Source organism: Actinomadura rubteroloni (assembly GCF_002911665.1).
Lineage (GTDB): Bacteria > Actinomycetota > Actinomycetes > Streptosporangiales > Streptosporangiaceae > Spirillospora > Spirillospora rubteroloni.
Genome location: NZ_MTBP01000003.1, coordinates 92178 through 115498 on the forward strand (window position 1 = coordinate 92178; position 23321 = coordinate 115498).

A 23321-nucleotide genomic window follows, 5' to 3' on the forward strand; every position below is an offset into this window, starting at 1 on the left:
AGCCTCGCGCCGCCCCGGGTCTTCCGCCCGCCGACCTGCGCGAAGACCGGATCGCCGCATAAGCGGGGCGCCGCAGGGAAGATCGCCACTATGACGGAACGTGGTGACGGCGCACCGAGCGCGACCGAGGACGACGCGCAGCCGCGGCACTCGGGCGCGACCGCGCTGCTGCTGTCGGCCGCGGCGGCGCTCGGCGGCTTCCTGTTCGGCTACGACTCCTCGGTGATCAACGGCGCGGTGGGCGCGCTGCGGTCGGAGTTCGGACTCAGCTCGTTCACGGTCGGGTTCGTCGTCTCCTCGGCGCTGCTCGGCTGCGCGGTCGGCGCCTGGTTCGCCGGGCCGATCTCCGACCGCGTCGGCCGCGTCAAGGTCATGCTCGCGGCGGCGGTCCTGTTCGTGATCAGCTCGCTGGGCTCGGCGCTGGCGTTCAACGCGGTCGACCTGACGGCCTGGCGCGTCCTCGGCGGCCTCGCGATCGGCGCGGCGTCGGTCATCGCGCCCGCCTACATCGCCGAGATCGCCCCGGCGCGGCTGCGCGGACGGCTCGGCTCGCTCCAGCAGATGGCGATCGTGCTCGGCATCTTCGCCGCGCTCGTCGTGGACTACGTGATCGCGCAGGTCTCCGACGGCGGCGCGTCCGGCGGGTTCCCCTGGGGCGGGACGGCCTGGCGCTGGATGTTCGCCAGCGCCGTCGTGCCCGCCGTCTTCTACGGCCTGCTCGCCGTCATCATCCCCGAGTCGCCGCGCTACCTGGTCAAGCACCACAAGCCCGTCCGCGCCCGCCAGGTCCTCGCGCGGCTGATGAGCCGGGACGAGGCCGAGCACAAGATCGAGGACATCGAGCACTCGATCACCACCGACCGCCCGGTCCGGCTGCACGACCTGCGCGGCCCCCGGTTCGGGCTGCTGCCGATCGTGTGGGTCGGGATCCTGCTGTCGGCGTTCCAGCAGCTCGTCGGCATCAACGTGATCTTCTACTACTCGTCCACGCTGTGGGAGGCGGTCGGGTTCAGCGAGAGCGACGCGATGCTGACCTCGGTGATCAACTCGATCGTCAACGTGGTCGGGACGGTCGTGGCGATCCTGCTGGTGGACCGGATCGGGCGCCGTCCGCTGCTGGTCGCGGGCGCGTCCGGGATGGTGGTCACGCTCGGGATCCTCGCGTACTGCTTCGCGACGGCGGCGGTCGTCCACGGCAAGCCGCAGCTCGGCGACGTCGCCGGGCCGGTCGCGCTCGTCGCCGCCAACGTCTACGTCTTCTCCTTCGCCGCGACGTGGGGTCCCGTCGTGTGGGTGATGCTCGGGGAGATGTTCAACAACTTCATCCGCGCGTCGGCGCTCGCGGTGTCGGCCGCCGCGCAGTGGATCGCCAACTGGGTCGTCACGACGACGTTCCCCGGCCTGTCGGGCATCTCGCTCGGCCTCGCCTACGGCATCTACACGCTGTTCTCCGCGCTCGCGCTCGTGTTCGTCCTGCGGTCGGTGCCCGAGACGCGCGGGCTGGAGCTGGAGGACATGGACCGGCTCGCGATGCCGGACCGGACGCGCCGCGCCTGAATCGGTTACGCTGAGGCCATGCTGCGCGCCGTGATCGAGACGACGACGCCGGGCACGCCCCGGCGCCACGGCCGCACGTCCTAGAACAGCACGCGGCGAGGCCCCGGGAGCGATCCCGGGGCCTCGCGGCTTTCCGGGACCGTCTTCCGCCCGCGCCGCCCGCCCCGGCAGGAGAACGATGATCCCCCGAGACGCGCCGGTGTCCGGCGACCCCGAGTCGATAGCATCGGCCGCACATTCACCGGAACCATCCCGAGGAGAACCCGTGTCCACCGTGTCAGAGCTGCGCGTCACCCTCGACGGGAGCGAGCGGGTGGTGCCCGCCGGCACGACCGCGGGCGAGGCGCTGGACGCCGACGGCCGCACCGTCATCGCCGCCCGGGTCGGCGGCGAGCTGCGGGACCTGGCGTACCGGCTGGCCGACGGCGACGCCGTCGAGCCCGTCGCGATCGGCTCCGACGACGGCCGGGCCATCATGCGGCACTCGGCCGCGCACGTCATGGCGCAGGCGGTGCAGGAGCTGTTCCCCGAGGCCAAGCTCGGCATCGGGCCGCCGGTGGAGAACGGGTTCTACTACGACTTCGACGTCCCCGCGCCGTTCACCCCCGACGACCTCAAGCGCGTCGAGAAGCGCATGCGCGAGATCGTCAAGCAGGGCCAGCGGTTCTCCCGCCGCGTCGTCGGCGACGACGAGGCGCGCGACGAGCTGGCCGCCGAGCCGTACAAGCTGGAGCTGATCGGCCTCAAGGGCGGCGCGGCCGACGCCGGCGAGGGCGCGGACGTCGAGGTGGGCGGCGCCGAGCTGACCATCTACGACAACCTCGACGCCAAGACCGGCGACCTGCGGTGGAAGGACCTGTGCCGCGGCCCCCACCTGCCGAGCACCCGCGTCATCCCCGCGTTCAAGCTGATGCGCACCGGCGGCGCGTACTGGCGCGGCAGCGAGAAGAACCCGCAGCTCCAGCGCATCTACGGCACCGCGTGGGAGTCGCGCGAGAAGCAGGACGAGTACCTGAAGTTCCTGGAGGAGGCCGAGAAGCGCGACCACCGGCGGCTCGGCGCGGAACTCGACCTGTTCTCGTTCCCCAATGAGATCGGCAGCGGGCTCGCGGTCTTCCACCCCAAGGGCGGCGTGATCCGCAAGGTCCTGGAGGACTACTCCCGGCGGCGGCACGAGGAGGAGGGGTACGAGTTCGTCAACACCCCCCACATCACCAAGGGCCACCTGTTCGAGACCTCCGGCCACCTCCAGAACTACGCCGAGGACATGTTCCCGGCGATGGAGGTCGACGGCGCCGACTACTACCTCAAGCCGATGAACTGCCCGATGCACAACCTGATCTACCGGGCGCGCGGACGGTCCTACCGGGAGCTGCCGCTGCGGCTGTTCGAGTTCGGGTCGGTGTACCGGTTCGAGAAGTCGGGCGTCGTGCACGGCCTGACCCGCGTCCGGGGCATGACCCAGGACGACGCGCACATCTACGTCACCCAGGAGGGCATGGGCGACGAGATCAAGCGGCTGCTGCACTTCGTCCTCGGCCTGCTGCGCGACTACGGCCTGGACGAGTTCTACCTGGAGCTGTCCACCCGCGACGACTCGCCCAAGTTCATCGGCTCCGACGACATGTGGGAGATGGCGACCGACGCGCTGCGCGAGGCCGCCGAGGACACCGGGCTCGACCTCGTCCCCGACCCGGGCGGCGCGGCGTTCTACGGCCCGAAGATCTCGGTGCAGGCCAAGGACGCCATCGGACGCACCTGGCAGCTCTCCACCATCCAGGTCGACCCGAATCAGCCGGAGCGGTTCGGGCTGGAGTACCAGGCGGCCGACGGCACCCGCAAGCGGCCGGTCATGCTGCACCGGGCGCTGTTCGGGTCGATCGAGCGGTTCTTCGGCGTGCTGCTGGAGCACTACGCGGGCGCGATGCCGCCGTGGCTGGCGCCCGTCCAGGCGGTCGGCATCCCGATCGGGGACGCGCACGTCCCGCACCTGGAGAAGCTGGCCGCGCTGCTGCGCGAGCGGGGCGTGCGGGTCGAGGTGGACGATTCGTCCGACCGGATGCAGAAGAAGATCCGCAACGCGCAGAAGCAGAAGGTCCCCTACATGCTGCTGGCCGGGGACGAGGACGTCGCCAAGGACGCGGTGTCGTTCCGGTACCGGGACGGCTCGCAGAAGAACGGCGTCCCGCTGGGCGAGGCGGTCGAGGAGATCGTCCGGGCGGTCGAGGCCCGCGTCCAGGTCTGACCGGGTCCGCGCCCGGGGTCCGTCGGGCTCCGGGCGCACCCGGCGGGTCTTGGTAGCCTCAACGCCTAGATGGTGCAAACCGGGAGAAAGTCGTCCATGAAGACCAGCAGGCCGCCGAAGCCGCCGCACTCGCCGTGGTGGCGGGTCGCCGGGTACGGCGGCGCCCTGCTGCTGGTGGCCGCCGCCGTCGCGGTGCTGGTCGTCCCGGTCGTGCGCGGGAACGGCGGACGCGTCGGCGCCGCCGCCACCCCCGGCCCCGGCCAGGCGGGCGCGACGACCGTCCCGCCGAGCGCGAACCCCGGCGGCAACCCCGTGCCGCAGCAGCAGCCGAGCGGGCAGCTCTACCCGTCGGCCACGCCGTCGGCCACGCCCGGCGGGCAGGGCGGCGGCGGGCCCGAGATGCCGCTGCCCCGGCAGAACGGCGGCGGGACGAACGTCGACTGGTGCGACCAGAACGCCGCCCTCTACCGTCCGGCCGCGACCGGCGGCGGCGTCGAGGTCGTCGTGAACGTCGCGGCCAGCTCCGCCGTGACCGTCGAGGTGACGCTGACCGGCGGCACCCGGAAGTCCAAGCAGGACACCGTGCTGAAGGGCGCCCCGCGCACGTTCGCGTTCCCCGACGTCGCGATCACCGCGCTGAGCCGCGCGAAGGTCACCACGCTCGCGCTCGGCGGGACGATGGGGTCCTGCTACGCGCGTCCGGGGGCCTGACCGCCGCGTCCCGGCAACTGGACGTCCTCGACCGCGAGGTTCACCGCGTCCACCCGCATGTCCAGCATCAGCCCGACGACGCGGGCGACGTTGGCGCGCACCTCCGCCGCCACCGCCATGATCACGCTGCCGTACTCGACGGTGAGCGCAAGGTCCAGCGAGACCCGGTCGTCGTGCAGCCGGACGCGCACCGCGGGCCGCCGGTCGGTCGCTCCGAGCCCCGCCTCGCCGCCCGGCCCGGTGCCGACGCCGACGGCCGCGACGCCGCGCACCTCCAGCGCCGCCAGCAGCGCGATCTTCTCGATGACCTCGTCGTCGATGGTGGTCCGTCCCGGTACGCGTCCCTGGTCCCCGCCGTCGCCGCCCGGCCCGGCGGGCGCCGGACGCGCCGCCAGCGCCCCCGGCGGGGCGGCAGTGAACGGCGTCGCGAACCCGCCGTCGGGCGACCCCGGCGGCGGGATCGGCGGCAGGCCGGGGAAGACCGGCGGTCCGCCCGGACCGTCGCCGGGTCCCTTGTCGAAATCCGTCATGCGCGCACTCCACGGGGGGTCGCCCGGCTCGCGGGCGGGGGCAGGGGGACGGCGGACGCGCCGATTCGCGGGGATCCCGGCTGCGGTCCGCCCGGCTTCTCTCTCTATGCTGCTGGTGAGGCCGTACACGAAGGAGAACGCCGCCTTGAGCGTAGAGCCGGAGGAGTCCGTGGTGCAGCAGGCGCGCGCGAACGCGCCCGACCCGGCGCAGGCGGCGTACCCGGGCGGCCCGCAGGTCGAGGAGGAGCGCGGCGGCGCGGGCGTCCCCGACCACTTCCGGCGGCTGTGGACCCCGCACCGGATGGCCTACATCAAGGGCGAGGGACGGCCGAGCGGCAGCGGCGCGGACGAGGGCTGCCCGTTCTGCGAGATCCCCGCGATGAGCGACGAGGACGGCCTGGTCCTCGCGCGCGGGCGGTCGGTGTACGCCGTCCTCAACCTGTACCCGTACAACTCCGGGCACCTGATGGTCGTCCCGTACCGGCACGTCGCCGACTACGGGGACCTGGACGAGGGCGAGTACACCGAGCTGGCCGTCCTGACGCGCCGGGCGATGGGCGCGCTGCGCAAGGCGAGCGGCGCGCAGGGCTTCAACGTCGGGATGAACCTCGGCCTGGTCGCGGGCGCGGGCATCGCCGCGCACCTGCACCAGCACGTCGTGCCCCGGTGGGGCGGCGACACCAACTTCATGCCGGTCGTCGGGCACACCCGCGTCCTGCCCCAGCTCCTGCGCGACACGCGGCGGCTGCTGGTGGACGCCTGGCCGAAGGACGCCTGATGGACCGCCCCGTGCTGCTCTACGACGGCGACTGCGGGTTCTGCACGGCCTCGGTCCGGTTCATCGACCGCCACATCCCGACGCGTGCGCGGATCATGCCCTACCAGCGCGCGGACCTGGCCGCGCTCGGCGTCACCGCGTCCCGCGCGTCCCGCGAGGTGCTGTGGGTGGACGAGCGCGGACGCGTGTCCGGCGCCGCGCAGGCCGTCGCGCGGCTGCTGACGGCGGCGGGCGGCGCCTGGCGTCCGGTGGGCCTGCTGCTGCGGACGCCGCCGCTGCGCTGGATCGCGCTCGCCGCGTACCGGTTCGTGTCCAAGCACCGCGACCGCCTGCCCGGCGGCACCCCCGCCTGCGCCCTCCCGCCCGGCCGCGCGCCCGGCACGGACTGACGCCCGGCGGCACTACGATGGGCGCGCCGCGCGACAGCGCCCGCACCCTTCACGAACGGACGGCGATGCTCAACAAAGTGCGGCCCGCGCTGGGCCGTGTCCTGACCCCCATCGGACGGTCGGTCGCGCGCACCGGGCTCTCGCCGAACGCCATCACGCTCCTCGGGACGGCGGGGGTGGTCGCGGGCGCGCTGGCGTTCTACCCGCGCGGCTCGTACTTCTGGGGCACGGTCGTGATCACCGCGTTCGTGCTGTTCGACATGCTGGACGGCGCCGTCGCCCGCGTCACCGGGAAGATCTCCAAGTTCGGCGCGTTCCTGGACTCCACGATGGACCGCGTGGCCGACGCCGCGATCCTCGCCGGGCTGATGATCGGCCTGGACCGCGACGGCGCCGGCGTCCTCGCCGCCCTCGCGCTGTACTGCCTGGTCGCGGGCGTGGTGACGTCCTACGCCAAGGCCCGCGCGGAAGGGCTCGGCTACCGGTGCGACGTCGGGATCGCCGAGCGGTCCGAGCGGCTGATCATCGTGCTCGCCGCGACGGGGCTCGACGGGCTCGGCGTCCCGTACGTCCTCGCGGCCGGGCTGTGGGTCCTCGCCGCCCTCAGCACGATCACGGTCGGCCAGCGGCTGGCGACCGTGTGGAAGCAGGCGCGGGAGGAGCTCCCGGCGGCGGAGTCCCGCCGGTGACCGGGGGGCTGCGCGACGAGGCGGCCGACGCGGCGTACGCCCTCGGCTGGACGGTCGTCCGCAGGACCCCCGAGCCCGTCGCGCGGCTGGTGTTCGCCGCGCTCGCCGACCGGACCTGGCAGCGGCACGGCGGCGGCGTCCGCCAACTGGAGCGCAACCTGTGCCGCGTGCTCGGCAAGGACGCCGTGGACGACGAGGTCCGCATCCTCAGCAAGCGCGTGCTCCGCTCGTACTTCCGGTACTGGCTGGAGGTGTTCCGGCTGCCCGAGTACGACCGGGACCGGATCGTCGGCGGGATGCGCGTCACCGGCCACGAGAAGCTGTTCGCCACGCTCGACTCCGGGCGCGGCGCGATCCTGGCGCTGCCGCACATGGGCAACTACGAGCAGGCGGGGGCGTGGCTCGTCCACAGCGGCTACCCGTTCACGACCGTCGCGGAACGGCTGCGGCCCGCGTCGCTGTTCGACCGGTTCGTGGAGTTCCGGGAGAGCCTCGGCATGGAGGTACTGGCGCATCGGGGCGCGTCGGCGTTCGGACGGCTCGCGCAGCGCCTGCGCGCCGGGCGCCCGGTCTGCCTGGTCGTGGACCGCGACCTCACCGCGAGCGGCGTGGACGTCGACTTCTTCGGCGCGACGGCCCGGATGCCCGCCGCGCCCGCCGCCCTCGCGCTCCAGACCGGCGCGGCGCTGTACCCGGTCACGCTGTGGTTCGAGCGCGACGGCTGGGGCGCCCGCGTCCACGACGAGGTCCCGGTGCCGTCCGGCGGCCCCCGCCGCGAGCGGATCGCCGCGATGACGCAGCACGTCGCCGGCGTCTTCGAGCGCGGCATCGCCGAGCACCCGCAGGACTGGCACATGCTCCAGAAGGTCTGGGTCGCCGACCTCGCGGAGACGCGCCGGTGAGGATCGGGATCGTCTGCCCCTACACCTGGAACGTGCCGGGCGGCGTGCAGCAGCACATCCGCGACCTCGCCGAGGCCCTGATCGGGTTCGGCCACCACGTCTCGGTGATCACGCCCGCCGACGACGACGCCGACCTGCCCCCGTACGCGGTGCCGGCGGGACGGGCCGTCCCCGTCCCCTACAACGGGTCGGTGGCGCGGCTGGCGTTCGGGTTCCTGTCGGCGTCACGGGTGCGGCGCTGGATCCACGAGGGCCGGTTCGACGTGCTGCACGTCCACGAGCCCGCCGCGCCGTCGCTCGGGCTGCTGGCGTGCTGGGCGGCGGACGGGCCGATCGTCGGCACGTTCCACGCGTCCTACGAGCGGTCCCGGGTCCTGTCGGCGACCGCGCCGATCCTGCGCAGCGCGCTGGAGAAGATCACCGGGCGGATCGCGGTGTCGGAGGCGGCCCGCACGACGCTCGTCGAGCACCTCGGCGGCGACGCCGTGCTGATCCCGAACGGCGTCGCGACCGCGCGGTACGCGTCCGCCGCGCCGCTGCCCGGCTGGCCCGGCGGCGGCGCGCTCGGCTTCCTCGGCCGCATGGACGAGCCGCGCAAGGGCCTCCAGGTGCTGCTGCGCGCGTTCGAGACCCTCGGCCGGGAGCGGCCGGGCCTGCGGCTGCTCGTCGCCGGTCCCGGCGACACCGCCGACGTCCTCGCCCGCGTGCCCGCCGACCTGCGGTCCCGCGTCGTCGTGCTCGGCCTGGTCAGCGAGGAGGACAAGGTCCGCGCCTACCACTCGGTGGACGTGTTCGTCGCGCCCAACCTCGGCGGCGAGAGCTTCGGCATCGTCTTGACCGAGGCGATGTCGGCGGGCGCGCCGATCCTCGCCAGCGACATCGAGGCGTTCGACCGCGTCCTGCGCGGCGGCCGGGCGGGCGCGCTGTTCCGGGCGGGCGACGCCGCCGCGCTGGCCGCCGCCGCGGGCGCCCTGCTGGACGACCCCGCCCGCCGCGCCGGCCTGTCGGCCGCGGCCCGCGCCGCCGTCCGCGCCTACGACTGGTCGTCGGTCGCGCGGGACGTCCTGCGCGTCTACGAGACCGTCACCGTGGACGCGGGCGTCGTCATCGCCGCCGACCGGGAGGGGTAGGAGCCGGTGCCCGACTGGATCGTGCAGGCCGTGCTGTGGATCGCATTGGCGGTCGTCCTCGCGCTGTACGTGTCGTGGCGGGCGACGCGGCTGGACCGGCTGCACGTCCGCGTCGAGACGGCCCGCGCCGCGCTGGACGCCGCCCTGGTCCGCCGCGCCGCCGTCACGCTGGAGCTGGCGGCGTCCCGGCTGCTGGACCCGGCGACCAGCCTGCTGCTCGCCGCCGCCGCGCAGCGGGCGCGCACCGCCGACGCCGACGCCCGCGAGTTCGCCGAGAGCGACCTGTCGCGCGCGCTGCGCGCCGCCGTGGACCAGCCCGGGTTCGCCGCCGGGCTGGACGGGCAGGGTGAGGACCAGGACGTCCTCGCCGAGCTGGCGTCCGCCGCGGCCAAGGTCGGCTACGCCCGCAGCTTCTACAACGACGCCGTGGCGCAGGCGCGGACGGCCCGCCGGAGGCCGCTCGTCCGGGCGCTGCGGCTGGCCGGCCGCGCGCCGCTGCCGGGGTTCTTCGAGATCGACGACGCCCCGCCCGGTCGCTGACCGTCCCATACCGGGCGGTTCGCTACGCTCGGGGGCTGGTCGTCCGGAAGAAGGTGGAAGGTGCGTTCGTTCGCCAGGCGTGGTCCCGCGGCCGTCGCGGGGGCCGTGGTCCTCGCCGCCGGACTCGCCGCCTGCTCGGGCGGAAGCCCCGCCAAGCGGACGGCCGCGTCGCCGTCGTCGGGCGCGCCCTCGGCGTCGCCGAGCGCGGCGGTCAACCCGCTGACCGGGACGCGCGCGGGCGTGGGGAAGCCCGTCCTCGCGGTGAAGATCGAGAACACCCGGGCCGCGATGCCGCAGGTCGGCGTGTCGGCGGCCGACCTGGTCTACGTCGAGCAGGTCGAGGGCGGCGAGACCCGGCTGATGGCGCTGTTCTCCTCCCACCTGCCCGCGCGCGTCGGCCCGGTGCGCAGCGCCCGGATCTCCGACCTGCACCTGCTGCCGCAGTTCGGACGGCCCGCGTTCGCGTTCTCCGGCGTCCAGGGCAAGATGAAGAAGCACGTGAAGGCCGCGCCGGTCTACGACGTCTCCGAGGACGCCGGGCCGAAGGGCTACTCGCGGTCGAGCGCCAAGCCGGCCCCTTACAACCTCTACGGCGACCCCCGCGACCTGCTGAAACGCGCCCCGAACGCGCAGCCGTCCAAGGACGTCGGGTTCCGCTTCGGCCCCGCGCCCGAGGGCGGGAAGCCGACGAGCAGCTTCACCGCGCGCTGGCCCGCCGCGCGGATGGGCTTCACCTGGTCGGCCAAGCAGAAGCGGTGGCTGGCGTCGTGGGGCGGGACGCCGGACCGGGCGGCGGAGGGCGGCGTGCTCGGCGGTGCGACGATCGTCGTGCAGTACGCCGAGACCACGCGCTCCCGGTTCCACGACTTCCTCGGCAGCTACACACCGCTGATCCACACGACGGGCACCGGGCGGGCGACCGTGCTGCGCGACGGCCGCGCCTACGACGCGCGCTGGTCCCGTCCGTCCGAGAACGCCGGGACGACCTTCACCACCGCGACGGGCGCCCCGATGACGTTCGCGTCCGGCCAGGTCTGGGTCGTGCTGGTCAACGACGGCAAGCCGTACATGCCCTGACCGGGCCACGCGGGGAAGCTCACCGGGCAGCGAATATCATGGAACCCGACGTATCGCCCGTTCACGTGAGGAATGCCCGTGTCTGCTTCGAGTCCTGAGAACACCGCGCCCGCCACCGGCACCGCCCGGGTCAAGCGGGGGATGGCGGAGATGCTCAAGGGCGGCGTGATCATGGACGTCGTCACGCCGGACCAGGCGAAGATCGCCGAGGACGCGGGCGCGGTCGCCGTCATGGCGCTGGAGCGCGTCCCCGCCGACATCCGCGCCGAGGGCGGCATCTCCCGGATGAGCGACCCCGACATGATCGACGGGATCATCTCGGCCGTCTCGATCCCGGTCATGGCCAAGGCGCGCATCGGCCACTTCGTGGAGGCCCGGGTGCTGCAGGCCCTCGGCGTCGACTACATCGACGAGTCCGAGGTCCTCACCCCCGCCGACTACGAGAACCACATCGACAAGTTCGCGTTCACCGTCCCGTTCGTGTGCGGCGCGACCAACCTCGGCGAGGCGCTGCGCCGCATCACCGAGGGCGCCGCGATGATCCGCTCCAAGGGCGAGGCGGGCACCGGCGACGTCTCCAACGCGACCACCCACATGCGGAAGATCCTGGGCGAGATCCGCCGCCTCCAGTCGCTGCCCGACGACGAGCTGTACGTCGCCGCCAAGGAGCTCCAGGCGCCGTACGAGCTGGTCAAGGAGGTCGCGGCGAACGGGAAGCTGCCCGTCGTGCTGTTCACCGCCGGCGGCATCGCGACCCCGGCCGACGCCGCGATGATGATGCAGCTCGGCGCCGAGGGCGTGTTCGTCGGCTCCGGGATCTTCAAGTCCGGCAACCCCGCCCAGCGCGCCGAGGCGATCGTCAAGGCCACCACCTTCCACGACGACCCCGACGTGATCGCCAAGGTCTCGCGCGGCCTCGGCGAGGCGATGGTCGGCATCAACGTCGCGTCGCTCGGCGAGGACCAGAAGTTCGCCGTGCGCGGCTGGTGATCACCCCCGCGTGACATCTCCCTTCCCGGCCCCCGGCGGGCCGCCGCACGGTCTACGCTGACCACGCGGCCCGCCGGGCCCGGACCGCGGAAGGGAAGCGCATGGGCTGGTCGGTCTCGTTCGCCTGCTGCCGGTCCGCCGACCCCGCCGCCGTGTTCCGTCCCGGCGTCACCGCCGACCCCGCCGCCGCCGCGTCGTTCGCGCGGGGCCTCTACCCGGCCGCGACGCTCACCGAGACCGGCGACACCGTCCTGGACTTCGCGCTGCGCCCCTACGACGACGAGTTGTTCGTCGGCGCCTACGACGGCGCGGTGCTCCTGTGCGACCGGCGGCTGTTCCGCCTGGACGACGACGCCCGCCACATCGTGGACCGCGCCGCCTGCGCGCTGCCCGGCGCGTCCTGCGGCGTGCTCGTGCTGGAGAGCGTCGTGTCGTCGTGCTGGTTCCGCTGGTACGACTCCGGCGAGCTGCGCCGCGAGGTCCTGGTGACCGCCGAGGACGGCGTCGTCGTCGACCAGGGCGCCCGGCTGCCCGCCGAGGAGCCGTTCTGGCGCGAGCTGGACGGGGGCGCCGCCGACGTCCCGCTGCCCTTCGACCAGGAGGACTTCGGCCTGGCGCTCGCCGGGGCCTGCATTTTCGGGCGGGGCATCGCCGAGCGCGGCGCCGACGGGTTCCTGCCGCTGGAACTGCCCGTCCGGCGCTTCAAGCTGTCCTGATTCCTGCTTCTTGGCATCTGGACGCACATTCCTTCGGGTTTCTAGTGCGTTCAGACGATGGTTCCGGACGTCCCTTCTCTTCCACCATGTGAGGCCGTGTGCGCCGGATGTGGCGCGCGTCTCACAGGCGTCGAGAGGTGACCCGAGTGCGAGTCCGGAGCCTTGTCCTCACGGCGGCGGGTGCGCTGCTGCTCCCCCTGACGGCGGCGCCGCCCGCTCTGGCCGAGGGGCCGATCGTCAACGCGAACGCCGCCGCGCCCGTCAAGGGCAGCTATCTGGTGACGCTGAAACCGGGCGCGTCGGGCGGCGTCGCGCCCGCGGCCCGCGCGCTCGCCGGACGCTATTCCGGACGGGTCGGGCACGTGTACTCCCGGACCGTCCAGGGCTTCCAGGCGCTCATGAGCCCCGAGCGGGCGCGCCGGCTGGCCGCCGACCCGGCCGTCCAGGCCGTCGAGCAGGACGTGAAGGTCCACGCGACGGACGTCCAGCAGAACCCGCCGTCGTGGGGCCTGGACCGCATCGACCAGAAGGGCCTGCCGCTCAACGGGTCCTACACGTACGCGACCAAGGCGTCCAACGTCACCGCCTACATCGTGGACACCGGCATCCTGACGACGCACTCGGACTTCGGGGGCCGCGCCAGCTCCGGCCACGACTTCGTGGACGACGACAACGACGCGACCGACTGCAACGGCCACGGAACCCACGTCGCGGGCACTGTCGGCGGCAGCACGTACGGCGTGGCCAAGGGCGTGAAGCTCGTCGCCGTCCGGGTGCTGGACTGCAAGGGCAGCGGCGACACCTCCGGCGTCGTCGCGGGCCTGGACTGGGTCGCGCAGCACGCCGTCAAGCCCGCCGTCGCCAACCTCAGCCTCGGCGGCGGCGTCAGCGCCACGCTGGACGCGGCGATCGGCCGGGCCGTCTCCGCCGGCGTCACCGTCGCGGTCGCGGCGGGCAACGACAACGCCAACGCGTGCAACTCCTCGCCGGCGCGCGTGCCCGCCGCGATCACCGTCGGCGCCATGACCAAGACGGACCGGCGCGCGGACTTCTCCAACTACGGCTCCTGCCTGGACCTGTTCGCGCCGGGCGACGGCATCGTGTCGGACTGGATCGGCGGCGCGAACGCGACGCGCACCGCGTCCGGGACCTCGATGGCGTCCCCGCACGTCGCGGGCGCCGCCGCGCTCGTCCTCGCCGCCCATCCCGGCGACACGCCCGCGCAGGTCGCCGCCGCGCTGACCGGCGCCGCCGGGACGGGCGTGGGCAACCCGGGCGCGTCCTCGCCGAACCGGCTGCTGTTCACCACCGACGGCGGCTCCCCGCCGCCGTCGGCGCCGTGCGCCGCCGCGACGAGCACCGGCAAGGTGACGTTCGGCGCCTGGCAGGCCGCGTCCAGCCCGGTCGAGGTCGCCGGCTGCGCCGGGGCCGCGGGCACCGACGGCAAGGTGACCGTGGACATCGACGTCCCCTGGCGCGGCGGGCTCGTCATCGACCTCGTGGCCCCCGACGGCACCGTCCGCTCCCTCAAGGGCTTCGACCTGTTCGACTTCGCCTCCGGTCTCAAGACCACCTACACCGCCGACCTCGCGGGGATCTCCCGGGAGGGCACCTGGAACCTGCGCGTCACCGACTTCTGGCTCGGCAGCCAGGGAACCGTGAACTCCTGGACGCTGAACCTCTGAGTCCCGTCCCCGTCGGCCCGCCGGACGCCCTCCGGCGGGCCGTCGCCGTGCGCGCCCGGAAGAACCGCCGGTCACCGGTGCGTTTAGGGTGTGCCAGGCAGGAACCAGGACGCAGAGGGGTGACATGGGGGCAGATCCCACGATCGGGGTCCTCGCGCTTCAGGGCGACGTGCGCGAGCACGCGCGGGCGCTGGAGAGCGCCGGGGCGCGCGTCGTCGCGGTGCGCCGGCCCGCGGAGCTGGAGCGCGTGGACGGGCTGGTGATCCCCGGTGGGGAGTCCACGACGATCGGCAAGCTGGCGCGGGCGTTCGACCTGCTGGAGCCGCTGCGCAAGCGGATCGAGGCGGGGCTGCCCGCCTACGGCTCGTGCGCGGGGATGATCCTGCTCGCCGACCGCGTCGAGGACGGCGCCGCCGGCCAGGAGACGATCGGCGGCATCGACGTCACCGTCCGCCGCAACGCCTTCGGCCGCCAGGTCGACTCGTTCGAGGCGCCGGTCGCGCTCGCGGGCATGGGCGAGGACCCCTACCACGCCGTTTTCATCCGCGCGCCCTGGGTGGAGCGCGTCGGCGACGGCGTGGAGGTCCTCGGTCGTGCGGAGAGCGGCCCCGACGCGGATAGGATCGTCGCCGTCCGTCAAGGCCGCCTCATGGCGACCGCGTTCCATCCCGAACTGACGGACGACCACCGCGTGCACCATTACTTCGCCGAGTTGGTGCGCCGGGCGACGGAGGAGGAATAACGCATGTCCGGCCACTCCAAGTGGGCGACGACCAAGCACAAGAAGGCCGCGCTGGACGCCAAGCGCGGCAAGCTGTTCGCCAAGCTGATCAAGAACGTCGAGGTCGCGGCGCGTACCGGCGGCGGCGACCCCGACGCCAACCCGACGCTCTACGACGCCATCTACAAGGCGAAGAAGAACTCCGTCCCGAACGACAACATCGAGCGCGCGCGCAAGCGCGGCGCCGGTGAGGAGGCCGGGGGCGCGGACTGGCAGACGATCACCTACGAGGGCTACGCGCCCGGCGGCGTCGCGGTGCTCATCGAGTGCCTGACCGACAACCGCAACCGCGCGGCCTCGGAGGTGCGCGTCGCGCTGACCCGCAACGGCGGCTCGCTCGCCGACCCGGGTTCGGTGGCGTACATGTTCAACCGCAAGGGCGTCGTGGTCGTGCCGAAGGGCGGCACCAGCGAGGACGACGTCATGATGGCCGTCCTGGAGGCGGGCGCCGAGGAGGTCAACGACCTCGGCGAGGAGTTCGAGGTCGTGTCCGAGGCGGGTGACCTGCTCGCGGTGCGCACCGCGCTGCAGGAGGCGGGCATCGACTACGACTCGGCGGAGAGCAAGTTCCTGCCGACGATGACCGTCCCGCTGGACGAGGAGAACGCCCGCAAGGTGTTCCGGCTGATGGACGCCCTGGAGGACTCCGACGACGTCCAGGAGATCTACGCCAACTTCGACGTGAGCGACGACGTCCTGGCCGCGATCGACGCCTGATCCGTCCGCGCACCGGCCGCCGCCCTGGAGCGGCGGTCGTGGTGTTTTTGTCCGGATACGGTGTGGATCATGCAAATTCGGGCGTTGACAGTCGAGGAGTTCGCGGCGACGCGGGAGCAGCGCCGCCAGGCGTTCGGCCCGCTGCCGGACGGCGAGTGGGAGCGGCTCCTGGTGCGCGCCCGGCCGGGCATCGACGCCGGCCGCGCGCTCGGCGGGTTCGTCGCCGGGCAGATCGTCGCGACCTCCTACATCCACGACCAGATCCAGTGGTGGCACGGCCGGTCGGTGCGGCTCGGCGGCGTCAGCGGCGTGACGGTCGCGGCGGAGGCGCGCGGCCGGGGCTACGGCCGGGCCATCGCCGCCGCCGCGTTGGACCGGTGCAAGGAGCTGGGCTTCCCGCTGTCGATGCTCTATCCCGCGACGACGTCCCTGTACCGGGCGCTCGGCTGGGAGCACGGCGGCGGCCTGGACGAGGTGAGCCTCGACCCCGACGCGCTGCGCGGCCTGCGCGCCGAGCCGGTCGACGTCCGCCGCGTCGGGCCCGGCGACGCGGCCGAGGTCGCCGCGACGATCGCCCGCGTCCACCGCGAGGCGCGCGACTGCGGACCCATCGGGTGGGACGACGAACGCTGGCGGTCGTTCCTCAGCGAACCGGACCACGACGCCTACCTCGCCGAGGACGGGTTCCTGACCTTCCACTGGCAGGGCGAAGGCGAGATCCGCGTGAACAAGGCCGTCGCGGTGTCCGAGCGGACGACCCGCGCGCTGTGGGCGATCGTCGGCTCCGGCTCCACGACGGCCGACCGCGTCACGGCGGTGCTCGCGCCGCACGACCCGGTGCTCTGGTCGATCCCGCAGCGGTTCTCCGACCGCGTCCGCCGGGTCCGCTGGATGCTGCGGGCCGTGGACGCGCCCGCCGCCGTCGCCGCGCGGGGCTTCCCGCCGGGCGTCGCCGGGTCCGTCCCGCTGCGCCTGGACGACCCCGACATCCCGGGCAACACGGGCGACTGGCGGCTGACCGTCGCGGACGGCTCCGGCGTGCTCGAACCGGCCCCCGAGACGTCCGGCGCCCTGCGGCTCGGGCCCGGGGCGTTCGCGGCCCTGTACAGCGGTGTCCCGACCGCGACGCTGCGCCGCGCCGGGCGCCTGGACCGCGACGAACCGCTCCTGGACGCGGTGTTCGCCGCCGACGCCCACGCCCTCGACTTCTTCTGAGCGGACCGTTCCGCGCGCGTGTCCGTCCCGTCCGGTAGCGTGGCCCGAGCCGAACAGATGATCGAGGGAGCGTCGTGCGGGTGATGGGGGTCGACCCGGGCCTGACCCGTTGCGGCGTCGGTGTCGTCGAGGGCGCGCCCGGCCGTCCGCTGCGGCTCGTCCACGTCTCGGTCGTGCGGACCAGCCCGGACGACGACGTCGCGCACCGGCTGCTCGGCGTCGAGCAGGGCCTGGAAGCGGTGCTGGCGGAGTTCGCGCCCGACGCCGTCGCCGTGGAGCGGGTGTTCGCGCAGCACAACGTCAGCACGGTCATGGGCACGGCGCAGGCCGCCGGGGTGGCGATGCTCGCCGCCGCGCGGCGCGGCCTGCCCGTCGCGCTGCACACCCCGAGCGAGGCCAAGGCCGCCGTCACCGGCAACGGCCGCGCCGACAAGGCGCAGGTCACGAGCATGGTCACCCGGCTGCTGCGGCTGGACGCCCCGCCGCGCCCCGCCGACGCCGCCGACGCGCTCGCCCTCGCGATCTGCCACGTGTGGCGCGGCGCCGCGCAGTCCCGGCTGGACGCGGCCCGCCGCGCCGCCGTCCCGAGGAGCCGAGGAGGAACCGTCCAGTGATCGCCTTCGTGCGCGGCACGGTCGCCGTGTCCGGGCCGGACACGGCCGTCATCGACGTCGGCGGCGTCGGCTACGCCGTGCAGTGCGCGCCGGCGACGCTCGCGGGCCTGCGGGTGGGCGAGGAGGCCCGCGTCCCGACGTCGCTCGTCGTCCGCGAGGACTCGATGACGCTGTTCGGGTTCGCCGACGACGACGAGCGGCAGGTCTTCGAACTGCTCCAGACCGCGAGCGGCGTCGGCCCGCGCCTGGCCCTGGCGATGCTCGCCGTGCACAGCCCGGACGCGCTGCGCGCCGCGGTCGCCGCCGAGGACCTCACGGCCCTGACCCGCGTGCCCGGCATCGGCAAGAAGGGCGCGCAGCGGATCGTGCTGGAACTGCGTGACCGGCTCGGCGCCCCGTCCGGCGGCCCGGCGGCCGTCCCCGCCCCGCGCGCGGCGGCCTGGCGCGACCAGGTCCAGGCGGGCCTGGTGAACCTCGGCTGGTCGGCCCGCGACGCCGACGCGGCCGTCGACGCCGTCGCCGCAGACCTCGGCGACGCCGAGACCCCGGCCGTCCCGCTCCTGCTCAAGGCCGCCCTCAAGAAGCTCAGCCGATGAGGGCGGTCCGGCGCCGCCGAGCGGAGGCGAGGCCATGAGCGCGCTGGGCCGTGCGGTGGCTGGACTGAGGAGCGCGCGGAGTGACGGAGGAGTGAGCACGCGACGAGGGAAGCCGCCGCGTGGGGCGGTCCGGCGCCGCCGAGCGGAGGCGAGGCCATGAGCACCGATCGGCTGGTGGGTTCCGGGGCTGAAGGGCCGGACGAGGAGGTCATCGAGGCGGCACTGCGGCCCAAGCGGCTGGACGACTTCGTCGGGCAGGAGCGCGTGCGCGAGCAGCTCGGGCTCGTCCTGCACAGCGCGCTGCGGCGGAGCCGGACGCCCGACCACGTGCTGCTGTCGGGCGGCCCGGGACTCGGCAAGACGACGCTCGCCATGATCATCGCGGCGGAGCTGGGGCAGCCGCTGCGGGTCTCGTCCGGGCCGGCGATCGAGCGGGCGGGCGACCTCGCGGCGATCCTGTCCACGCTGGCCGAGGGCGAGGTCCTGTTCCTGGACGAGATCCACCGCATGGCGCGGCCCGCCGAAGAGATGCTCTACATGGCGATGGAGGACTTCCGCGTCGACGTCGTCGTCGGCAAGGGCCCCGGCGCCACCGCGATCCCGCTGGACATCGCCCCGTTCACGCTCGTCGGCGCCACCACCCGCGCCGGGATGCTGCCCGGCCCGCTGCGCGACCGGTTCGGGTTCGTCGCGCACATGGACTTCTACGGCCCCGAGGAGCTGGAGGTGATCGTCCGGCGGTCCGCGCGGCTGCTGGACGTGAAGATCGCCGACGACGCCGCCGCCGAGGTCGCGGGCCGGTCGCGCGGCACGCCCCGGATCGCCAACCGGCTGCTGCGCCGCGTCCGGGACTTCGCCGAGGTCCGGGCGGACGGCGTCGTCACCGCCGGCCTCGCCCGCGCCGCCCTGGAACTCTACGAGGTGGACGAACGCGGCCTGGACCGGCTGGACCGCGCCGTCCTGCGGTCCCTGCTCGCCACCTTCGGCGGCGGCCCGGTCGGCCTGTCCACGCTGGCGGTGTCGGTGGGGGAGGAGCCCGAGACGGTCGAGGTCGTCGCCGAGCCGTTCCTCGTCCGGCAGGGCCTGCTGGCCCGCACGCCGCGCGGCCGGATCGCGACCCCCGCGGCCTGGACGCACCTCGGCCTGACCCCGCCCCCGCCCCCCGGCGACGCCGGAACACTGTTCGACGTCCCCGGCGATCCGCCCCCCGGCGGCTAGGGAACTCCGAGGGGTGGTCGCTCGTCATGTCGTTGCCGGGGTCTCGCGTACTCTCTAGACTCCGGGACTTGGTCACGTCACCAGCCCACGGTCGAAGAGCCGATCAAGCGGACAGACTGGGCAAACCACATCGGAAGGAAGCCCTGCAGTGGGCAGCGACATGATTATTGCGTCGGGGAACTCCGGCGGCGGGGGCGGCTTCGGGCTGCTCATGCTGCTCGCCGTGCCCATCATCTTCTACTTCCTGCTGATCCGTCCGCAGAACCGGCGGCGCAAGGAGCAGCTCGGCCTGCAGAACTCGATCGAGCCCGGTGCGCACGTCATCACGACCGCCGGGATGCACGCCACGGTCGTCTCCACCGACGACGACGGCGTGGTGCTGGAGATCGCCCCCGGTGTCGAGGCCCGCTTCGTGAAGCAGGCCGTCATGCAGGTCGTCGCCGAGGACGCCGACGAGGAACTGGACGACGAGCCGGCCGAGGACGACGACGCGAAGATCGACCTGTCCAAGGACGACGCCAAGCACGACGCCGAGGAAACTCCCGGGGAGATGGACGGGGCCGGGGAGGCCGTGTCCACGGGCAAGGGCGCGGACAAGCCCTCGGCCTGAGGCCGCTCGGTACAGGAACCAAGACGGGAAGTACGACGACCAGTGGCTTCGTCTCGTAGCACTCCATCCGCCCCAGGGCGCACCCTGCTCGCGTTGTTCGCGGTCCTCGCGGCCCTGACCGGCGTGATGTTCCTGCAGGGGCGGACGACCCCCAAACTGGGGCTCGACCTCGCCGGCGGGACGACCGTGACGCTCACGGCCAAGACCGAACGGGGCAAGAACCCCCCGGCGTCGCAGATGGACCAGGCCATCAAGATCATTAACCAGCGGGTGAACGGCCTGGGCGTCTCCGACGCGGAGGTGGCCAAGCAGGGCAGCAACAACATCGTGGTGAACGTCCCCGGTGAGGGGCAGAGCCGGGTGGTCGGCCTCATCGGCACGACCGCCAAGCTCCAGTTCCGCCAGGTGTTCGCGGTGACCGACGGCAAGCCCATCCAGCTCAAGGGCGCGACGCCGGACAAGGGCGCCAAGCCCACGGCGTCCCCGTCGGCCACCCCGAGCTCGTCGGTGTCGGCCTCGCCGTCGGCGACGCCGCGCGGCCGCGCCCTCAGCGGCGCGCTGGCGCTCCCGACGCCGCTGGCGTCCCCTTCGGCGACGAAGAAGCCGTCCGCGAGCCCGTCGGCCAGCCCGTCGGCCACGCCGACCGCCGCGACGACGCCGCCGACGCTGGAGGAGCTGAGGAAGGGGCTGTCGCTGCCCGCCGGGGTGAGCGACGAGATCGTCCGCCAGTTCGCGACGCAGAGCTGCTACGGCACCGACCGCCGCGCCCAGGGCTCCAACGACCCGAACCGCGCGTGGGTCGTGTCCTGCGACCAGCAGCAGGAGAGCGGCGCGTTCCGCAAGTACATCCTCGGCCCCGTCGCCGTCCACGGCGAAGAGGTCGCCTCGGCCGACGCCATCGCCCCGAACGCCCAGAACGGCACGGCGAGCTGGTCGGTCGCGCTGAAGTTCAAGCACAAGGGCGCCGACCAGTTCGCGAAGGTGACCGGCGACGCCTACAAGGCCGCGTCCGGCACCCCGCAGCGGCAGGTCGCGATCGTGCTGGACGGACAGGTCGTGTCCGCCCCGAGCATCGACAACGGCGCCATCTCGGGCGGCACCGCGAGCATCTACGGCTCGGCCGACAGCTTCACGCAGTCCTACGCCAGCGACCTCGCCAACGTCCTCAAGTACGGCGCGCTGCCGCTGGAGTTCAAGCAGAGCTCCATCGACGAGGTGTCGTCCACGCTGGGCTCCGACCAGCTCAGCGGTGGCCTCATCGCGGGCGCGATCGGCCTGGCGCTGGTCGTCGTCTACTGCATGCTCTACTACCGGGGCCTCGGGCTCGTCGCGGTGTCCAGCCTGATCGTCGCGGCCGTGATCACCTACGTGTCGGTGGTCATCCTCGGCGAGAACATCGGGTTCCGGCTGTCGCTCCCGCACATCATCGGCCTCATCGTGTCGATCGGCATCACCGCGGACTCGTTCATCGTCTACTTCGAGCGGCTGCGCGACGAACTGCGCGCCGGACGGCGGCTGCGGCCCTCGGTGGAGGCGGCCTGGAAGCGGGCGCGGCGCACGATCCTCGTCGCCGACGCGGTGACGTTCATCGCCGCGCTCGTCCTGTACTTCCTCGCGGTCGGCGGCGTCGCGGGCTTCGCGTTCGCGATGGGCCTCACCACGCTCATCGACGTGGTCGTGGTCTTCTTCTTCACCAAGCCGCTCGTCACGCTGCTGTCCCGGACGTCGTTCTACGGCCGAGGCCATCCGTGGTCCGGGCTGGACCCGCGTAAGCTGCACAAGCCGGAGCCCGCGACGGCCACGGCCCGCCCGACCGGTCAGGAGGCGTGAGCATGGCGCTCGGCGGAATGTTCTCCCGGATCTACCGGGGCGAGATCAGCGCCGACATCGTCGGCCGTCCGAAGGTCTGGTACTCGATCTCCGGGCTGCTGATCGCGCTGTCGGTCGTCGGCCTGCTCGTCCAGAGCCTGAACTTCGGTGTGGAGTTCAAGGGCGGATCGGTCTTCACCTTCAACGCGCCGCACCGCTCGATCGAGCAGGTGCGCAGCGCCGTCGAGCACGGCGGCGCGCACCAGGTCATCGTCCAGAAGGCCGGCGGCGACTGGCGGGCCACCACCGAGAGCATGCCCTCGGCGGAGGCCGGCAAGATCAAGAACACGATCAGCGCGGAGCTGGGCATCCCGGCCGCGAAGGTCAGCACGCAGGTCGTCGGCGCCTCCTGGGGCGGCGAGATCTCCAAGAAGGCCTGGCAGGCGCTGGCCGTCTTCCTCCTGCTGATCATCTTGTACCTGTCGGTGGCGTTCGAGTGGCGGATGGCGCTGGCGGCGCTCGTCGCGCTCCTGCACGACCTCGTGATCACGGCGGGCGTGTACGCCTGGTCGGGCTTCGAGGTGACGCCGGCGACGCTGCTCGGGTTCCTGACGATCCTCGGCTACTCGCTGTACGACGCCGTCGTCGTGTTCGACATGATCAAGGAGGTCACCCGGCCGCTCTCGCCGACCTCCAAGATCACCTACAGCGAGGCCGCGAACCGGGCGCTCAGCAGCACGCTGGTGCGCTCGCTGAACACCTCGCTGGTCGCGATCCTGCCGGTCGGCGCGATCCTGTTCATCGGGACGACGGTGTTCGGCGCGGGCACGCTCAAGGACCTGTCGCTCGCCCTGTTCGTCGGCATGATCGTCGGGACGTACTCCTCGATCTGCGTGGCGACGCCGCTGCTCGTCCAGCTCAAGGAGCGCGAGCCGCAGTTCCGCGAGCTGCGCGCCAACATCGCCCGCCGCGAGAACAGCGCCAAGCGGCAGGCCAAGGCGGCGCGCACGACCGTCCCGGCGGGCGGGGGCGGCGACGCGACCGACGACGACGAACCCGGCGAGGGCGAGAAGCGGATCGACGTCGCCTCCGACGTGACGCTCCGCAAGGTCGTCCAGACCGGCCCCCGGCAGCAGCCCAAGCGCGGCACCCGGACCCAGCGCCGGAACACGAAGTAATCCGCAGCGACCCGGCCGTGCCCGCGACCCCGCGGGCACGGCCGGCGCGCGTCACGACCCGGCGGCACGGCCGGGGGAGCAGGGAGCGCAGTGGACCTCGACGGCCTGATCAGGGACCGGATCCGCGACGTCGTGGACTACCCCAAGCCCGGGGTGGTCTTCAAGGACATCACGCCGCTGCTGGCGGACCACGTCGCGTTCGCCGGGGTGGTCGACGCGATCGTCAACCACCACGGGCGCGGCACCGTCGACAAGATCGTCGGAATCGAGGCGCGCGGGTTCATTCTCGCCGCGCCCATCGCCTACCACTTCGGTGCGGGATTCGTTCCGGTGCGCAAGAAGGGAAAACTCCCCTCGGCGACGTATGAACGGTCCTATGATCTGGAATACGGGACCGAGACCATCGAGGTCCACGCCGACGCCTTCACGCCCGGCGAGCGCGTCCTCATCGTGGACGACGTGCTCGCGACCGGGGGCACCGCGCGGGCGGCGGCCGACCTGGTCGCCCGGGGCGGCGGCGACGTCGTCGGGCTGTCGGTCCTGATGGAGCTGTCCTTTCTGGGCGGTCGCGACCGGATCGGGAATCTGGACGTTCATTCCCTGGTTACGGTCTAGTACGAAAAAGGCGCCGGATACACTGTCCG

Annotated in this window: 24 protein-coding genes; 23 read left to right on the forward strand and 1 reads right to left on the reverse strand. The window is 73.3% G+C overall.

Annotation, left to right across the window (positions count from 1 at the left end):
* Positions 1-90: 90 nt before the first annotated feature.
* From BTM25_RS21810 to BTM25_RS21820, 3 genes are all read left to right on the forward strand, one after another.
* The gene (locus BTM25_RS21810; RefSeq protein ID WP_103564865.1) at positions 91-1557 is read left to right on the forward strand and encodes a sugar porter family MFS transporter; all 1467 of its coding nucleotides are present in this window, start codon (positions 91-93) and stop codon (positions 1555-1557) included.
* A gap of 265 nt (positions 1558-1822) precedes the next feature.
* A complete protein-coding gene (gene thrS, locus BTM25_RS21815) occupies positions 1823-3802 on the forward strand; it encodes a threonine--tRNA ligase (protein WP_103564866.1) in 1980 nt (659 codons plus the stop codon).
* Positions 3803-3898: 96 nt separating this feature from the next.
* Positions 3899-4513 carry a hypothetical protein gene (locus BTM25_RS21820; protein ID WP_103564867.1) on the forward strand — a complete coding sequence of 205 codons (615 nt, stop codon included), beginning with the start codon at positions 3899-3901 and terminating at the stop codon, positions 4511-4513.
* Here the strand turns inward: BTM25_RS21820 and BTM25_RS21825 are convergent.
* A complete protein-coding gene (locus BTM25_RS21825; protein ID WP_103564868.1) occupies positions 4492-5043 on the reverse strand; it encodes an Asp23/Gls24 family envelope stress response protein in 552 nt (183 codons plus the stop codon). The two genes, BTM25_RS21820 and BTM25_RS21825, sit on opposite strands and share 22 nt — an antisense overlap.
* Positions 5044-5188: 145 nt before the next feature.
* Between BTM25_RS21825 and BTM25_RS21830 the strand changes: the two genes are divergently transcribed.
* From BTM25_RS21830 to BTM25_RS21925, 20 genes are all read left to right on the forward strand, one after another.
* On the forward strand, positions 5189-5821 hold the full coding sequence (locus tag BTM25_RS21830; RefSeq protein ID WP_235828559.1) for an HIT family protein: 633 nt from the start codon (positions 5189-5191) through the stop codon (positions 5819-5821).
* The gene (locus BTM25_RS21835; RefSeq protein WP_205648214.1) at positions 5821-6210 is read left to right on the forward strand and encodes a thiol-disulfide oxidoreductase DCC family protein; all 390 of its coding nucleotides are present in this window, start codon (positions 5821-5823) and stop codon (positions 6208-6210) included. The genes BTM25_RS21830 and BTM25_RS21835 overlap by 1 nt, the downstream gene beginning before the upstream one ends.
* Before the next feature lie 65 nt (positions 6211-6275).
* On the forward strand, positions 6276-6899 hold the full coding sequence (pgsA, locus tag BTM25_RS21840; protein ID WP_103565284.1) for a phosphatidylinositol phosphate synthase: 624 nt from the start codon (positions 6276-6278) through the stop codon (positions 6897-6899).
* On the forward strand, positions 6896-7801 hold the full coding sequence (locus tag BTM25_RS21845; RefSeq protein ID WP_103564870.1) for a phosphatidylinositol mannoside acyltransferase: 906 nt from the start codon (positions 6896-6898) through the stop codon (positions 7799-7801). Before pgsA ends, BTM25_RS21845 begins: the two co-directional genes overlap by 4 nt.
* Positions 7798-8931, forward strand: coding sequence for a glycosyltransferase family 4 protein (locus BTM25_RS21850; protein WP_103564871.1), 1134 nt, complete (start codon positions 7798-7800; stop codon positions 8929-8931). Before BTM25_RS21845 ends, BTM25_RS21850 begins: the two co-directional genes overlap by 4 nt.
* A gap of 6 nt (positions 8932-8937) precedes the next feature.
* Positions 8938-9471 (forward strand): LemA family protein, encoded by a 534-nt coding sequence (locus BTM25_RS21855; RefSeq protein ID WP_103564872.1) that lies wholly within the window; start codon positions 8938-8940, stop codon positions 9469-9471.
* A 60-nt stretch (positions 9472-9531) separates the two neighbouring features.
* On the forward strand, positions 9532-10548 hold the full coding sequence (locus BTM25_RS21860; RefSeq protein WP_103564873.1) for a DUF3048 domain-containing protein: 1017 nt from the start codon (positions 9532-9534) through the stop codon (positions 10546-10548).
* 72 nt (positions 10549-10620) lie between these two features.
* Positions 10621-11538: a pyridoxal 5'-phosphate synthase lyase subunit PdxS gene (gene pdxS / locus BTM25_RS21865; RefSeq protein WP_103564874.1), complete on the forward strand. Its 918-nt coding sequence runs from the start codon at positions 10621-10623 to the stop codon at positions 11536-11538.
* Positions 11539-11639: 101 nt separating this feature from the next.
* Complete coding sequence (locus BTM25_RS21870) at positions 11640-12254, forward strand: DUF6928 family protein (RefSeq protein WP_103564875.1); 615 nt, start codon at positions 11640-11642, stop codon at positions 12252-12254.
* Between the two features lie 146 nt (positions 12255-12400).
* The gene (locus BTM25_RS21875) at positions 12401-13939 is read left to right on the forward strand and encodes a S8 family serine peptidase (RefSeq protein ID WP_103564876.1); all 1539 of its coding nucleotides are present in this window, start codon (positions 12401-12403) and stop codon (positions 13937-13939) included.
* Positions 13940-14063: 124 nt separating this feature from the next.
* Positions 14064-14681: a pyridoxal 5'-phosphate synthase glutaminase subunit PdxT gene (gene pdxT, locus BTM25_RS21880; RefSeq protein ID WP_103564877.1), complete on the forward strand. Its 618-nt coding sequence runs from the start codon at positions 14064-14066 to the stop codon at positions 14679-14681.
* Positions 14682-14684: 3 nt separating this feature from the next.
* Positions 14685-15437 carry a YebC/PmpR family DNA-binding transcriptional regulator gene (locus BTM25_RS21885; protein WP_103564878.1) on the forward strand — a complete coding sequence of 251 codons (753 nt, stop codon included), beginning with the start codon at positions 14685-14687 and terminating at the stop codon, positions 15435-15437.
* Positions 15438-15506: 69 nt separating this feature from the next.
* Positions 15507-16652 (forward strand): GNAT family N-acetyltransferase, encoded by a 1146-nt coding sequence (locus tag BTM25_RS21890; RefSeq protein WP_146059105.1) that lies wholly within the window; start codon positions 15507-15509, stop codon positions 16650-16652.
* A gap of 74 nt (positions 16653-16726) precedes the next feature.
* Positions 16727-17266 carry a crossover junction endodeoxyribonuclease RuvC gene (gene ruvC / locus BTM25_RS21895; protein WP_103564880.1) on the forward strand — a complete coding sequence of 180 codons (540 nt, stop codon included), beginning with the start codon at positions 16727-16729 and terminating at the stop codon, positions 17264-17266.
* The gene (gene ruvA / locus BTM25_RS21900; RefSeq protein ID WP_103564881.1) at positions 17263-17862 is read left to right on the forward strand and encodes a Holliday junction branch migration protein RuvA; all 600 of its coding nucleotides are present in this window, start codon (positions 17263-17265) and stop codon (positions 17860-17862) included. Before ruvC ends, ruvA begins: the two co-directional genes overlap by 4 nt.
* 156 nt (positions 17863-18018) lie before the next feature.
* Positions 18019-19080 (forward strand): Holliday junction branch migration DNA helicase RuvB, encoded by a 1062-nt coding sequence (gene ruvB, locus BTM25_RS21905; protein WP_103564882.1) that lies wholly within the window; start codon positions 18019-18021, stop codon positions 19078-19080.
* A gap of 148 nt (positions 19081-19228) precedes the next feature.
* Positions 19229-19690: a preprotein translocase subunit YajC gene (yajC, locus tag BTM25_RS21910; protein WP_235828560.1), complete on the forward strand. Its 462-nt coding sequence runs from the start codon at positions 19229-19231 to the stop codon at positions 19688-19690.
* 93 nt (positions 19691-19783) lie between these two features.
* The gene (gene secD, locus BTM25_RS21915) at positions 19784-21520 is read left to right on the forward strand and encodes a protein translocase subunit SecD (protein ID WP_328589660.1); all 1737 of its coding nucleotides are present in this window, start codon (positions 19784-19786) and stop codon (positions 21518-21520) included.
* Between the two features lie 2 nt (positions 21521-21522).
* Positions 21523-22677, forward strand: coding sequence for a protein translocase subunit SecF (gene secF / locus BTM25_RS21920; RefSeq protein ID WP_103564883.1), 1155 nt, complete (start codon positions 21523-21525; stop codon positions 22675-22677).
* Between the two features lie 90 nt (positions 22678-22767).
* Positions 22768-23292, forward strand: coding sequence for an adenine phosphoribosyltransferase (locus BTM25_RS21925; protein ID WP_103564884.1), 525 nt, complete (start codon positions 22768-22770; stop codon positions 23290-23292).
* Positions 23293-23321: the final 29 nt, after the last annotated feature.